The sequence below is a fragment of the Nosocomiicoccus ampullae genome (assembly GCF_001696685.1).
Classification (GTDB): Bacteria; Bacillota; Bacilli; order Staphylococcales; family Salinicoccaceae; genus Nosocomiicoccus; species Nosocomiicoccus ampullae_A.
Window position 1 is genome coordinate 42,568 of sequence record NZ_MBFG01000001.1, and the last position, 14,293, is coordinate 56,860.

Below are 14,293 nucleotides of genomic sequence, written 5' to 3' on the forward strand. Positions count from 1 at the left end.
TCTGAATTTTATGATAATATCAAAATTAGATAACATTTCTATACCGTTATCTTTTATATCTAAAGGGGGAAACAAAGATGAAGAAACACAATTGGTCTCGCTTACTTTTCGGTATGGGATCATCTCTAGCACTTGTTCTTGCTGCTTGTAGTGGCGGCGGAAGCGATGACGCTGCTGACGGCGATAAGGACAAAAAAGATGACGGCGGCGGTACAAGTAACGCAGAGCCTAGCGAAGAGGGAGTCTATAATTACGAAGACTTCAGCAAAACAGTTTCAAACACAGGTGAACCTTCTGGTTCAGGTACGTTAAAAGTAGGTTACACTTCAGATACTCCATTTGAAGGTACACTAAACTGGGCGTTCTACCAAGGTGCTCCAGATGCTACTATGATTGGATACTTCGATGAAGGTGCATTCAGAATGGATGCTGACTTCCAGTACACTCAAGACGGATTAATCGGATTTGAGTTAAACGAAGAAGACAACACAGTAACGTTCAAATTACAAGCAGATGCTAAATGGCACGATGGTACACCAGTTACTATCCAAGACTATGTTGCATCATACGAAGTAATCGGTCACCCTGACTACGACGGTGTTCGCGGATCAAGCGATGGATTTACATTAATTGAAGGATACGAAGAGTATCAAGCTGGTGAAGCTGATGAAATCTCTGGTATCGAAGTTGTAGACGATAAAACAGCTGTATTTACATACAAAGAACTTGCACCATCATTAACAGCTGGTGGATTCTGGGCATACTTATTCCCTGAAAAATACTACGAAGGTGTAGAAGTTAAAGATATGGCAGCAGCAGATCAAACACGTCAAAACCCAATTGGTATTGGACCATATAAAGTTAAATCAATCACTTCAGGTGAAGCGATTATCTTAGAGAAAAACGAAGATTACTGGCAAGGTGAACCAGGAATGGACGGAATCGAAATCAAAGTTATTCCTTCATCTTCTGTAGCTGATGCGGTTCAAAAAGGTGATATCGACGTAGCGTTATCATTCCCAACTGACCAATATCCAGACGTTGCTGAAATGGATAATGTTGAATGGTTAGGTCAAATTGACGGAGCATACACTTACATTGGTTTCAAACTTGGTGAGTGGGATGCAGACAAAAACGAAGTTAACTACAAGCCAGACGAAATGAAAATGGGTGACAAAGAATTACGTCGCGCAATGTGGCACGCAGTTGACAACGATGCTGTCGGTAATAAGTTCTATAAAGGTCTACGTTGGGGAGCGAACTCATTAATCACTCCTTACCACAAAGACTGGTATAAAGAAGACTTAGAAACTCCTAAATACGATCCAGAAAAAGCAAAACAAATCTTAGCTGACGCTGGATATGAAGACACAGACGGAGACGGATTCGTTGAAACACCAGACGGTGAAAAACTACAAATCAACTTCGCTTCTATGTCAGGTGGAGACATTGCTGAACCATTAGCAAACTACTACATCCAATCTTGGAAAGAAATTGGACTTAACGTAGAAAAAACTAACGGTCGTTTAATCGAATTCAACACATTCTACGACATGCTTAAAAACGATGACAAAGACATTGACATCTACCAAGGTGCATGGGGTGTAGGTTCTGACGTTGACCCTTCAGGATTATACGGAAGAAAAGCTGCATTCAACTACCCACGTTACGCTTCTGAGAAAAACGATGAATTACTGAAAAAAGGTAACTCACAAGAAGCACTTGATATTGAATACAGAAAAGAAGTATACAATGAGTGGCAAGAATTTATGGCTGAAGAAATTCCAGTATTCCCAACTCTTTACCGTGCATACGTAGTACCAGTTAACAAACGTGTTAAAAACTGGACTGAAGAGTACGGATATAACCCTGACTTCCAATTATACAAAGTCGGTGTAGATGAAGAGTAATTCGCTACTCACTAAAGCTTAAGTACTAATGTACTTAAGCTTTTTTTGTTTGATTAAAACAAAAAAATGTGCTAAATTAGTACCTAGTAATAAAAAGGTGAGGTGTGGTGAGATGACGAATGTAGGGATCATCGGTATGGGTAGTTATTTACCAGAAAAAGTAATGACCAATCACGACTTTGAAAAGATATTAGATACGTCAGATGAATGGATTACTGAAATGACGGGTATAAAAGAAAGAAGATTTGCTGAAGAAGATATGGATACGAGTGATATGGCAGTATTAGCAGCTAAAAGAGCGATGGAGAACTCTGGAGTAACAAAAGATGACATCGATATGATTATCGTTGCTACTTCAACACCAGACCATCACTTTCCAACAGTCGCGAATATCGTTCAAAGTAAACTCGAGTTAAATCATGTACCATCATTTGATCAAGCAGCGGCTTGTACAGGATTTATATATGGGTTAGTTACCGCTTATAATTACATAAAAGCAGGTACTTATAAAAAGGTGCTTGTCATCGGTGCAGATAAGTTATCAAAAATGATTGATTTTGAAGATCGATCTACTGCGATACTGTTTGGCGATGGTGCGAGTGCAGCTGTCGTTGGAGAAGTCAGTGAAGGCTATGGAATAAAATCATTTGAACTCGGAAGTAACGGTGACGGTGGTAAGTGGCTATATGACGATAAAGACACGAAATACATTAAAATGAACGGAAGAGAAGTATTTAAGTTCGCAGTAAGAATTATGGGAGAACTCAGCGTATCTGTTACAGAAAAAGCAGGTATGTCAAGTGAGGATATCGATATGCTCATCCCGCACCAAGCGAATATTCGTATTATGGAATCGGCTAGAAAGAGAATGAACTTACCGAGAGAAAAAATGAGTGAAACGATTCAATCATATGGAAACACGTCTGCGGCTTCAATTCCAATCAGCATTGAACATGAAGTCAAACATAATAAAATAAAAGATGGAGATAATATCGTCTTAGTTGGGTTCGGCGGCGGCTTAACATGGGGCGCTGTCTGTATGACTTGGGGAAAATAATAGGAGGAATATAAATGAACGAAAGAAGAGTTGTAATTACAGGTATGGGAGCATTAACACCGATTGGAAATACTGTCGATGAGATGTGGGAAAACGCATTAAACGGTGTAAACGGAATTGGTGAAATTACGAGAATAGATACGAGTGATTATGATGTACACGTCGCTGGTGAGCTTAAAGACTTTGACGGTGAAGAATATTTTGGCCGTAAAGAGGCACGTCGTATGGACCGCTTTACGCAATATGCAGTTGCTGCTTCAGATGAAGCGGTTAAAGATTCTGGGTTAAATATCGACGAAATTTCAGAACGTACAGGAGTATGGATCGGATCAGGTATCGGTGGTATTCAAGCATTAGAGGACGGTTTAAGAGTATTATTCGACCGTGGTCCAAAACGAGTGAGCCCATTATTTGTACCGATGATGATTCCAGATATGGCAGCTGGTCAAGTATCGATTCGCCATAACGCAAAAGGCCCTAACGGTGCGACCGTAACTGCATGTGCAACAGGTACGAATTCAATTGGTGACGCGTTTAGAATCGTTGCAAGAGGCGATGCTGACGTCATGATTTCAGGCGGAACTGAATCTCCAATTACGCATATGGGTGTCGCTGGATTCCAAGCGAACCGTGCTTTAAGTAAGTCGAACGATCCGAACTATGCTTCTGTTCCATTTTCAGAGGACCGTTCAGGTTTTGTAATGGGTGAAGGTGCAGGGATCGTTATTTTAGAAGAGTTAGAGCATGCGAAAGCACGCGGAGCAAAAATTTATGCTGAAGTCGTCGGTTACGGCTCAACAGGAGATGCGCATCATATTACAGCACCAGCACCTGAAGGTGAAGGTGGTGCACGTGCGATTCAAGCGGCGTTAAACGATGCTGGTATTCAACCAGAACAAGTTCAATATATTAACGCACACGGTACATCAACACCATACAACGATGAGTTTGAAACACTTGCGATTAAAACAGTGTTTGGAGATCATGCATACAATTTAAAAATCAACTCAACAAAATCAATGACTGGTCACTTACTCGGTGCAACTGGTGCTATGGAAGCGATTATTACTGCGAAAAGTATTCAAGAAGGCAAAATCCATCCGACGATTAACTTAACAAATCAAGATCCTAAACTTGATTTAGACTATGTTAAAGATGGACAAGAAGAATTAGACATCGAATATGCGGTTACAAATAGTCTAGGATTCGGTGGTCATAACGCGACACTCGTGTTAAAAAAATACACAGAATAATATATAGGCAAAATTTTAATACATGCGATATCTAAATTGATATCGCGTGTATTTTTTTATACTAAATAAACATGTATTAAAACAATAAAAAAGAATTATTTATATAAAAACGCTTTAAATACTATGTAAAACGCTTTTATGATTTTGTATACTAAACTTATATTGTAAAAGGAGGCGCTATTAGTGCTATTATTAGGAGCTACACGTGTACGTGATGCTGTCACTTTAGATTGGCAAACGTACGTTATGATTGTACTTTACTTCTTAATATTATTATTCATTGGTTGGTACAGTTACAAAAGATCTACTGGAGACTTAAACGAGTATATGCTAGGTGGTCGTAACATTGGACCATATGTAACCGCACTATCCGCAGGAGCAGCAGATATGAGTGGTTGGATGATCATGGGGCTACCGGGTGAGGTATACTCAGTTGGTCTTTCAGCAGCATGGCTTGCGATTGGTTTAACAGTGGGTGCTTATGTGAACTACTTCGTCGTTGCACCGAGATTACGTGTGTATACTGAAATCGCAAATGATTCGATTACGATTCCTGAATTTTTAAATAACCGTTTAAGTGATAACACAAACTTAATTAAGATTATTTCAGGTCTGATTATCGTTGTATTCTTTACATTATATGTAAACTCAGGACTCGTTGCAGGTGGACGTTTATTTGAAAGTGCATTTGGTACGTCATACCACTTCGGTTTAATCTTAATTGGTGTAATCATCATCGTTTACACATTCTTTGGTGGATATCTAGCAGTATCACTCACAGACTTCTTCCAAGGTGTTATTATGTTAATTGCGATGGTAATGGTACCGATTGTGGCGATGCTTCAATTATCAGGCTTTGATACTTTAAGCCAAGCAGCAGAAATTAAACCGACAAACTTAGATTGGTTTAAAGGTACGACAGTTATCGGTATTATTTCATTTATTGCATGGGGTCTAGGTTACTTCGGACAACCACATATCATCGTTCGATTTATGTCTGTTCAAAACGTTAAAAAATTAAGAACCGCACGTCGCTTTGGTATTGGTTGGATGGCAATCAGCCTACTCGGTGCGGTACTCGTTGGTTTAACAGGAATTACGTTCGTAAATAGTAACGGATTAGTACTCGAAGACCCAGAAACAATCTTCATTTTAATGGGGCAATTATTATTCCACCCATTAATTGGTGGTTTCTTACTCGCAGCAATTTTAGCAGCGATTATGAGTACGATTGCGTCACAATTAATCGTAACGTCTAGTGCGTTAACAGAAGACTTCTATAAGTTAATTCGTGGTAAAGAAAATGCTGAAAATCGTCAAAAAGAATTTGTTATGGTTGGACGTGTTTCAGTACTACTCGTTGCAGCAGTAGCGATGGTTATTGCATGGAGTCCGAATGCTACAATCCTAGACTTAGTAGGTAACGCATGGGCAGGATTCGGTGCAGCATTTGGTCCAATCGTAATCCTCTCACTTTACTGGAAAGGTTTAACAAGAACAGGTGCATTATCAGGTATGATCGCAGCATCAGTGACGGTTATTCTTTGGATTACAGTTATTTCACCAATGGGTGAGACGGGTTCAGATTTCTGGAACTTATATGAAATTTTACCAGGTTTCATCGTTAACTTAATCGTAACTGTTGTTGTAAGTCTATTTACAGCAAAACCAGCTCAAGATGTTGAAAAAGAACTTAATACAGTAAAATCAATTATCAAACATGAATTAGAATAAAATAAAACGGGGAAATATTCCCCGTTTTATTTTTGTGCTTATTTTCTTTTTCGTCCGAGTCCGACGGCATTTTCCATTTTAGTTAACGTTTTTATTGTCTTCTTAAATGCACGATCACGGCCTTCATCTAAAATTTCGTCGAGTTCTTCAGAGTTTAAGTAATGATTTACTTTTTCTTGGAAATCGATTAAAAACTCTTTAACGATTTCACCTAAGTCCTTTTTAAAATCACCGTATGTCTTACCTTCGTACTTCGCTTCGATTTCTTCAATCGTATAATCTGTAAAACTCGAATAAATGACGAGTAGGTTAGAAATTCCTGGTTTATTTTCTTTATCATATTTTACAACCATGTCAGAATCCGTCACTGCGCTACGGATTTTTTTTGCAGCGGCATTTGGATCGTCCATTAGAGAAATAAACGCTTTTTGATTTGCATCACTTTTGCTCATCTTGCTCGTTGGATCTTGTAGGCTCATAATACGCCCACCAAATTTTGGAAGTCGTGTTTCAGGAATCGTAAAGATTTCTTTATAACGGAAGTTGAAACGCTCAGCGAGTGTGCGCGTTAACTCTAAGTGTTGCGCTTGGTCATCACCAACTGGTACTACGTCTGCATTGTATAGTAAAATATCTGATACCATTAATGTTGGATAAGTAAATAATCCGACTGGAATACCTTCTTTTTGAGATTGTTTACGTGCTTTATCTTTAAATTGTGTCATACGTTCTAATTCACCCATGTACGATAACGTCTGGAAAATCCACGTTGCTTGTATATGCGTTGGAACTTCAGATTGTATAAAAAGTGTAGCCTTTTTAGGATCCAATCCAGCTGCAAGATAAATTGCAGCGAGTAGTTTAGTATTTTTACGTAATTCTAATCGATCTTGTGGTACAGTAATCGCGTGTTGGTCGACGATACAAAAATATGACTCATACTCTTCTTGCATTTCGACGAATTGGGTAATCGCTCCGATGTAGTTACCAATTGTTGGTATACCACTTGGTTGAATACCAGAAAATAATGTTTTCATATGATTTGCCTCCGAAAAATGTATTATCTTCATTTTAATACTGTTTTAGATTTCTATCAAACTTCATTTATCTAACATAAATTCAAATATTTTTCAAACTTTTTAAGAGATTTTCATGTTATTTTAATGTTTAAGGTATATAATATAATTAGTAAAGGAATAAGATGTTTAATTAATTAAAAAATGTCTGTTTTTACTATAAATGAAAATATTGGAGTGTGAAAATTATGGTTACATTATTTACATCACCGAGTTGTACGTCTTGTCGCAAAGCTAAAGCATGGTTAGAAGACAATAACATTCCATACACTGAAAGAAATATTTTTTCAGAAGCATTAACGCTTGATGAAGTTAAAGAAATTTTAAGAATGACTGAAGACGGAACAGATGAAATCATCTCAACACGTTCTAAGACATTCCAAAAATTAAATGTAGATATCGACAGTTTACCAATGAATGAACTGTATACTTTAATTATGGATAATCCTGGTATGTTAAGACGTCCAATCATTATCGACCATAAACGACTACAAGTCGGTTATAATGAAGATGAAATTAGACGCTTCTTACCAAGAAAAGTTCGTACATTACATTTAGAAGAAGCAAAACGTATGGCTGAATAATTATATAAACTAATAGCTTGTAACTGAAAAGTTACAAGCTTTTTTATTTGAGTTTTTAAATTGGCATTTTTGTTGCAAAACTCGTATAATGAACGTTACTATTAAAAGTGAGGGGTGAGTGCATGAGATTTGAAAGAATTGACGATGAGACGTTGAAATTCTATATTTCTTATAATGATATTGAAAATCGAGGTTTTAGTCGAGAAGAGTTATGGATGGATCGTAAACGTGGTGAAGAATTTTTCTGGAAACTCATGAACGAGGTAAGTGACGAACATACAAAAGAATTCATGAGTGATGGCCCATTATGGATTCAAGTTCATGCATTTGACCGAGGAATCGAAGTAATCGTGTCAAAATCCCAGTCAGAAAACAAAAATGGATTTGGACTTTCAAGTAAACATGATGATTTTGAATTACAACAATTACTCGATGAAACGTTCAACGACGATGATGATATAGATAATAAAAAAGATAAAGATGATTTAATTGAAGACTTTTTAGAAACGCAAGAATCAATGGATGTAGAAGAATTCGAGAAATTAAAAGAAATGTTACAAGAAGAAATGGAGCGTGATTATACGCGACCGTTTATCGTTAAATTTGATGATATCGATACATTAATTGATTATAGCTATCGTCAAGAAGAAGATGAAACGCTATATGACGATTTACTTTTATCATATAATAATTCGTTCTATTATTTAGTGTACTTCACAAATGAGGGTCATCCGTATGCAGAGAAAATGAAACTCAATTTACTTGAGTACGGTGAACGTTCAGATAGAAACGAAGCAGTTTTAATCGAATACGGAAAGACAATTATGGCATACAATGTAAGACGTCAATTAAGAAAACAATTCGAAATTAAAAAATAAAAAAAGACAAAGCCCCTTTTTCTAGCATATATAGAAAAAGGGGTGTTTTTATGTTAATCGCAATTGATAAATTCGGAAATGAAATCGATGCAAAAGACGCCAAACGAAATGAAAGATATTACTGTCCGGTATGTAATAGCGAAGTTCAACTAAAACGTGGTGATATTAAAAAAGAGCACTTTTCACACATCAGCATTCATATGTGTGAGCGCCATTTATATAACCGTGAATCGGAACTTCATCTAAAATTAAAACACGACTTATACTTTAAATTTGGACAAATTTTTAACGTGAAAATGGAATACTATTTAGAACGTATCCAGCAAATACCAGATTTACTTATCGATGATAATCACGCAGTTGAAATTCAACTATCAAAAGTTTCTCCGACGATTATATTAAATCGAACAAAAGGATATAAAAAAGAAGGAATTGACGTCACGTGGTTATTAAAAGAAGAGGACTTAATTCTAAGAGAGAATCTTCTGTACTTAACACAGTTTCACTATGCAGTGATGAAAGATTTTGTACTGTATACGATAAACGATCAACTAACTTTAAAACGTTATGTATTACTTAAAAATGTTGAACAAAATAAATGGCACTTTAAAATCGAAGAGATTCGCTACGAAGACATATTGAATCACTACTGTCCGCTATTTTCTATTAAAGAACGAAACGATAAAGAATTATTAAATGAAATTCAAAAAGAAAGAAATAAACGTAGTTATTTAAACCCGACGATTTCACTTTTATATCAGTTATCCCTTAATACAAATCATTTACCAAAATTTCTATACTACATGACACCATCCGAGAGATTTATTAATAATAATCCACTTGAATGGAAGCTCTTTTTGTACCATGCTGCAATTAATAAAAATTATGACTTTAATCAATTTGTAAAATCTCTAAGTATACGAAAAGTGAATGGGATGAGTGAATATGATATCGCGAATCGATTATTAAAAGAATTTAAAGAAATATTTCGAATTGCGAACAAAATTAGTTGCATCAAAGTCTAAATATTGAGAAAATGTAAGTGATTACAAATTTGGAGGTACATTATGGGAGAATTATTAAAACGTGAAGATCAACGCGTAGAAGATACGTGGGATTTAACATCAATTTTTGAATCAGATGAAAAATGGGAGGAAGCATATAAAGAAGTAGAGGATCGTCTTTCTGAAGCGGATACGTTCAGAGAAAAAGGCATTCAAAGTTCTGACGACTTACTAGAAGTGCTTGAAGCTGAAAGAGACTTAGGCGTTACTTTATCACAAGTATATGTGTATTCACATTTAAAACATGACCAGGATACATCTAACAGCAAATACCAAAGCATGGAATCTCGTGCAATGTCTTTATATACAAAATTTGCTTCAGCATGGAGCTTCTTAACTCCAGCACTTATGCAAATCGATGAAGAGACGTTAAACAGCTATGCTGAAGAAGATAAATTAAAAGAATTTAAGTTCGACCTAGAAAAGATTAACAAACAACGTGCACACGTATTAAGCGATAAAGAAGAAAAGTTACTCGCTCAAGCAGGTCTCGTATTAAACAACCCAGGATCGACATATGCGATTTTTAATAACGCAGATTTATCGTTTGATAATGCAGTAGACTCTGACGGAAATTCATACGTATTAACTCAAGGGACGTATATTGATTTACTTAAATCAAGCGATAGAACGCTTAGAAAATCAGCATATGAAACTCTATACAAGAAGTATGGAGAATATGAAAATACGTTAGCTCAAACACTTTCTGGTGAAGTCGATAGTCATGTGTTCACTGCTGAAGCACGTGGCTACAAGTCAAGCCGTGATCAAGCGTTATCAAACAACCACATTCCTGAAGAAGTATATGACCAACTTGTTGACGTAGTTAATGATAACCTTCATTTACTACACAGATATACTGAGTTACGTAAAGAGATGTTAGGTTTAGATGAGTTAACGATGTATGATATTTATACACCGCTCGTCGACGAAGACTTTAAAGTCACATACGAAGAAGCAAAAAATCACGTCATCGAAGGAATGGCACCACTCGGTGAAGAGTATCAAGACATTTTAAGAGAAGGATTTAACAACCGCTGGGTAGATATTTACGAAAACAAAGGTAAACGTTCTGGTGCGTATTCTTCTGGAACATATGGTACAAATCCATATATTTTAATGAACTGGCAAGATAACGTTGATAACATGTTTACGTTAGCACATGAGTTTGGGCATTCAGTACACAGCTACTACAGCCGTAAAAACCAAACAGCGAACCAATCAGGGTATTCAATTTTCGTCGCAGAAGTGGCTTCTACATTTAACGAGGCATTACTTGCAGATTATCTATATAAAAATTTAGATGACGATAAAAAGAAATTATATCTATTAAATGAGCAACTTGAAGGATTCAGAGGAACGGTATTCCGTCAAACGATGTTTGCTGAATTCGAACATAAGATTCATACGTTAAAAGAAAGCGGCGAGCCGTTAACAGCGGACAAATTAAACGAAGTGTATGGTGATTTAAACAAGAAATACTACGGTGACGCAGTATCATATGACGATTTAATAAGTAAAGAGTGGGCAAGAATTCCACACTTCTATATGAATTACTACGTCTATCAATATGCAACAGGTTATTCAGCAGCTGCGACGTTATCTGAAATCGTATTAAACGGTACAAAAGAAGATAGCGATCGCTACATTAACGAATTCCTGAAAAAAGGTTCATCAAACTATCCAATTGAAATCTTAAAAAATGCGGGTGTCGATATGACAACGCGTGAACCAATTGAAAAAGCGATGAAATTCTTTGAAGAGAAGTTAGATCAATTCGAACAACTCATTAAAAATAAATAATGATATAAACTAAATATGAGAGTCACTCGTGACTCTCATATTTTTATATATAAAAAAAGCAACCATTTATACATGGTTGCCGACTGCTTCAAAATAGATTTCATCTCCGTGTGTGACAGAGCTGATATACTGTGACAATTGTAGTTGTTTTAATTCTTTTAGTAGTACAGAATCTTGCCAATCATAGATTATCTTTAACTCATCGATGCTGACGAGTTCGTTCTTTTTAATATATTCATAAATATGAGGCAATGCTTTCTTTTGTATATCGATTTCTAGTAATTCATGGATGACGTATGAGTAAATGAAATATTCGTTAACACCTTCAATTTTGAGACCTTCGGACTCAATGTCACCACTAAAAAATACAAATGTTGGTAGTAGATTGATATCTAGTTCATGATATAATGCAAGATCACGATTTAATAACGTGTGTAAGTTTTCAGATTCCATCTCATCCATAAATGAATGAATATCAAGGTTTGCGAGCGTTGCGCTATCGATAATATGTTCTTTTGTGCACACAGAATTCGTCGGTGAAATTCTGTTAAATAAATAACGCATAAACTTACGTGCTCTATTTCTTCCTTGCACTTCTGCTGCTTTGTACGCAAGAGCGATATTGTCAATCTTTGAAGTCGACTGTGCCTGACATTTTGTCAGTACTCTTAATGAGGGAGCAAGTATTTTATTGATACGAACATAATCACCATACTCGAGTAGTAGCTTGTTTACGATTGCTTCCATTTTTAAAGCATCTTTATGGAACGGATCAAAGAAATAATATATTTCAATTTGATGTTCTACTGGTTCGAGGAATAGTGAAATTACATTTGAATGTTTCAAAATCTGTCACCTCTAAATAATAATAAATCAGCGACTGTTAACCATCGCGTTTGCTGTAATTTCATAACGTCTTAATACTTGAATTTTAACTTCGTTTGGAATGTTTAAGTCATTCATTGCCTTAGACATATTGTCGAGCCAAGCATCTCTTTCCTTTGTTGTGATAGGAAACGGCATATGTCTCATTTTTAACATCGGATGACCAAATGTTTCATTATACTTATTTGGACCACCGAGAAATTGGATTTGAAAGAGTTTTTGTTTGTAGCGCGTTTCAGTTAAATCATCTGGAAATAAAAAACGCATGCGTGGGTCTTTATCAACATAATCATAAAAACGATCGACTAACGCTTCGATTGTCTCTTCACCAAGTTGCTTATATACTGTAACCATCTATTTCTCCTTAATTCGACTCTAATGCATTATAAAAACGTTCAACTTTAACGGGTGTATCTTTTTTTGTAATGTTAAACGTATCTAACAGCTCATTGAAGACCGTCTCTTTCGACACGTCATCTACTTCAAATTCGATTTCGTAATCTTCATGACCTAAATATGTACTGTAATCTAAAACGAGTGTTCCACCATTATAATCTATTTCTTTACGAAGTGTCGTTAATTTGCCTACGACACGTAATGTTCGGTTAATTAAATGACTACGTATAATTAAAAACATCGGACGACTGAGCATATCTTTATTTACAATATCTCCGATATGTATATCTTCATAAAGAGGGTTGTGAAACTCTTCAGTCACGTGTTCATCCATCGGAACTTTTAGCGTCAACATATTCATATCTTCACGCTTTCGAATACGTAGCATTAAGTGATTACTTCTTAAATCGAAACGGTCCGTATCGACGTAGTAATTCGTCTGAGAGACAGCTTCAACATCTTTAAATAACGCACGTTCTATATTTTCAAATTCATCTTTAGTTAATAAGTTTTTAAATTCAATTTCAGTCTCTTGCATAATGACCTCCTATTCATTATTATTGCGATTTCATAAGATTAAGTAAAGCATTACACATTAAGTACGTCGAAAGGGTACAAGTGTGGTAGAATAAGTACCGGTAGAGGTGAAAGTAATGGATATATATATTAATGAAATTAAATATGAAGACGATACATTAAAATGTTATGTTGAAAATGATTTGACGAATAAAACACTCATAAGTACAGAGCAAATGATTGTAGACTCTGATAACTTTACGATTATTTACATATTAGATGATGGTGAAGAGTACATCCGCACACATTTCGTATCCGAAACGTGGGAAATGTTAGCGAGATACTATAACAAAACTGTCACTGTAAACGATCAAGTAGAGCTTAAAGAGTTTTTCACGGAATTAGATGTGTTACTCGACAATATTAAAGATAATAGTAATTATGGCAAAGAGTTTGAAGGTAAAATTGTAGAAACTTTTACAATTTAAAAGGGGGCTTAAAATATGGATGAGTGGAGCGTATTTTTATCTCCGTATCGACAAGCCATCGATGAACTTAAAATTAAGTTAAAAGGTATTCGACAAGAATATAAATTAACGAACCGTTCGTCTCCAATAGAATTTGTTACTGCAAGAGTAAAGCCAGTACAAAGTATTATTGAGAAGGCGAGTAAAAATAATATCTCTTATGACGAACTTAGAAAAGATATGTACGACATCGCTGGTGTCCGTATTATGTGCCAGTTCGTCGATGATATTATGATTATTAGAGACTTAATCGATAAGCGAGAAGATATGAGAATTATCGAAGAGCGTGATTATATTAAACATACGAAAGAAAGTGGATATCGTTCGTATCACATCATTATAGAATACCCAGTTTCAACAGTAGACGGTACGGTAAATATATTAGCTGAAATTCAAATCCGTACACTTTCTATGAACTTTTGGGCGACGATTGAACACTCGCTGAACTACAAATATAAAGGTGAGTACCCAGTAGAAATTAAAGAAAGACTTCAAAATGCAGCGGACGCTGCGTATCAGCTCGACCAAGAAATGTCATTAATACGTGAGGAAGTTCAAGAGGCACAGAAGTTCTTTTCTAAGAAGCGCAACATCTAAACGAGGAGGAGAT

The 14,293-nt window shown here is 35.9% G+C and carries 14 protein-coding genes; 10 read left to right on the forward strand and 4 right to left on the reverse strand.

Translation table 11 applies throughout. The features are described 5' to 3' along the window. Positions 1 to 77: 77 nt before the first annotated feature. The 4 genes from BBS29_RS00215 (at position 78) to putP (ending at position 5,954) form a co-directional block, all read left to right on the forward strand. Positions 78 to 1,910 (forward strand): oligopeptide ABC transporter substrate-binding protein, encoded by a 1,833-nt coding sequence (locus tag BBS29_RS00215; protein ID WP_068127831.1) that lies wholly within the window; start codon positions 78 to 80, stop codon positions 1,908 to 1,910. 112 nt (positions 1,911 to 2,022) lie between these two features. Continuing rightward, positions 2,023 to 2,967: a beta-ketoacyl-ACP synthase III gene (locus BBS29_RS00220; protein ID WP_068127834.1), complete on the forward strand. Its 945-nt coding sequence runs from the start codon at positions 2,023 to 2,025 to the stop codon at positions 2,965 to 2,967. Positions 2,968 to 2,981: 14 nt separating this feature from the next. Beyond that, complete coding sequence (gene fabF, locus BBS29_RS00225; RefSeq protein WP_068127837.1) at positions 2,982 to 4,220, forward strand: beta-ketoacyl-ACP synthase II; 1,239 nt, start codon at positions 2,982 to 2,984, stop codon at positions 4,218 to 4,220. Between the two features lie 183 nt (positions 4,221 to 4,403). Continuing rightward, positions 4,404 to 5,954: a sodium/proline symporter PutP gene (gene putP / locus BBS29_RS00230; RefSeq protein WP_068127841.1), complete on the forward strand. Its 1,551-nt coding sequence runs from the start codon at positions 4,404 to 4,406 to the stop codon at positions 5,952 to 5,954. A 38-nt stretch (positions 5,955 to 5,992) separates the two neighbouring features. On the opposite strand, the gene trpS is transcribed toward putP, so the two are convergent. Next, complete coding sequence (gene trpS, locus BBS29_RS00235) at positions 5,993 to 6,991, reverse strand: tryptophan--tRNA ligase (RefSeq protein WP_068127844.1); 999 nt, start codon at positions 6,989 to 6,991, stop codon at positions 5,993 to 5,995. A 227-nt stretch (positions 6,992 to 7,218) separates the two neighbouring features. Between trpS and spxA the strand changes: the two genes are divergently transcribed. From spxA to pepF, 4 genes are all read left to right on the forward strand, one after another. After that, positions 7,219 to 7,614 carry a transcriptional regulator SpxA gene (spxA, locus tag BBS29_RS00240; RefSeq protein WP_068127847.1) on the forward strand — a complete coding sequence of 132 codons (396 nt, stop codon included), beginning with the start codon at positions 7,219 to 7,221 and terminating at the stop codon, positions 7,612 to 7,614. Positions 7,615 to 7,736: 122 nt separating this feature from the next. Continuing rightward, on the forward strand, positions 7,737 to 8,492 hold the full coding sequence (locus BBS29_RS00245) for an adaptor protein MecA (RefSeq protein WP_068127849.1): 756 nt from the start codon (positions 7,737 to 7,739) through the stop codon (positions 8,490 to 8,492). Positions 8,493 to 8,542: 50 nt separating this feature from the next. After that, entirely contained in the window at positions 8,543 to 9,517 is a 975-nt protein-coding gene (locus BBS29_RS00250) for a competence protein CoiA (RefSeq protein WP_068127852.1), read from the forward strand. 42 nt (positions 9,518 to 9,559) lie between these two features. Beyond that, a complete protein-coding gene (gene pepF, locus BBS29_RS00255) occupies positions 9,560 to 11,359 on the forward strand; it encodes an oligoendopeptidase F (protein ID WP_068127854.1) in 1,800 nt (599 codons plus the stop codon). Positions 11,360 to 11,425: 66 nt separating this feature from the next. Here pepF and BBS29_RS00260 read toward each other — a convergent pair whose 3' ends face one another. From BBS29_RS00260 to BBS29_RS00270, 3 genes are read right to left on the reverse strand one after another with little or no spacing between them, the layout of a single operon-like run. Continuing rightward, positions 11,426 to 12,205 carry a DsbA family protein gene (locus tag BBS29_RS00260; RefSeq protein ID WP_084778754.1) on the reverse strand — a complete coding sequence of 260 codons (780 nt, stop codon included), beginning with the start codon at positions 12,203 to 12,205 and terminating at the stop codon, positions 11,426 to 11,428. A gap of 27 nt (positions 12,206 to 12,232) precedes the next feature. Next, complete coding sequence (locus tag BBS29_RS00265; RefSeq protein WP_068127862.1) at positions 12,233 to 12,598, reverse strand: globin domain-containing protein; 366 nt, start codon at positions 12,596 to 12,598, stop codon at positions 12,233 to 12,235. 10 nt (positions 12,599 to 12,608) lie between these two features. Further along, a complete protein-coding gene (locus BBS29_RS00270) occupies positions 12,609 to 13,178 on the reverse strand; it encodes a CYTH domain-containing protein (RefSeq protein ID WP_083286878.1) in 570 nt (189 codons plus the stop codon). A 115-nt stretch (positions 13,179 to 13,293) separates the two neighbouring features. Here BBS29_RS00270 and BBS29_RS00275 point away from each other — a divergent pair, with 115 nt between their 5' ends. Beyond that, positions 13,294 to 13,644 carry a hypothetical protein gene (locus BBS29_RS00275; RefSeq protein ID WP_068127868.1) on the forward strand — a complete coding sequence of 117 codons (351 nt, stop codon included), beginning with the start codon at positions 13,294 to 13,296 and terminating at the stop codon, positions 13,642 to 13,644. 15 nt (positions 13,645 to 13,659) lie between these two features. After that, positions 13,660 to 14,280, forward strand: a complete 621-nt coding sequence (locus BBS29_RS00280) for a GTP pyrophosphokinase (RefSeq protein WP_068127871.1) — start codon at positions 13,660 to 13,662, stop codon at positions 14,278 to 14,280. Positions 14,281 to 14,293: the final 13 nt, after the last annotated feature.

Excerpts from the sequence above, each read along its gene's own strand:
- BBS29_RS00215 (WP_068127831.1), top strand. The coding sequence starts at position 78 with ATGAAGAAACACAATTGGTCTCGCTTACTTTTCGGTATGGGATCATCT.
- BBS29_RS00220 (WP_068127834.1), top strand. The coding sequence starts at position 2,023 with ATGACGAATGTAGGGATCATCGGTATGGGTAGTTATTTACCAGAAAAA.
- fabF (WP_068127837.1), top strand. The coding sequence starts at position 2,982 with ATGAACGAAAGAAGAGTTGTAATTACAGGTATGGGAGCATTAACACCG.
- trpS (WP_068127844.1), bottom strand. The coding sequence starts at position 6,991 with ATGAAAACATTATTTTCTGGTATTCAACCAAGTGGTATACCAACAATT.
- spxA (WP_068127847.1), top strand. The coding sequence starts at position 7,219 with ATGGTTACATTATTTACATCACCGAGTTGTACGTCTTGTCGCAAAGCT.
- BBS29_RS00245 (WP_068127849.1), top strand. The coding sequence starts at position 7,737 with ATGAGATTTGAAAGAATTGACGATGAGACGTTGAAATTCTATATTTCT.
- BBS29_RS00250 (WP_068127852.1), top strand. The coding sequence starts at position 8,543 with ATGTTAATCGCAATTGATAAATTCGGAAATGAAATCGATGCAAAAGAC.
- pepF (WP_068127854.1), top strand. The coding sequence starts at position 9,560 with ATGGGAGAATTATTAAAACGTGAAGATCAACGCGTAGAAGATACGTGG.
- BBS29_RS00265 (WP_068127862.1), bottom strand. The coding sequence starts at position 12,598 with ATGGTTACAGTATATAAGCAACTTGGTGAAGAGACAATCGAAGCGTTA.
- BBS29_RS00270 (WP_083286878.1), bottom strand. The coding sequence starts at position 13,178 with ATGCAAGAGACTGAAATTGAATTTAAAAACTTATTAACTAAAGATGAA.
- BBS29_RS00275 (WP_068127868.1), top strand. The coding sequence starts at position 13,294 with ATGGATATATATATTAATGAAATTAAATATGAAGACGATACATTAAAA.
- BBS29_RS00280 (WP_068127871.1), top strand. The coding sequence starts at position 13,660 with ATGGATGAGTGGAGCGTATTTTTATCTCCGTATCGACAAGCCATCGAT.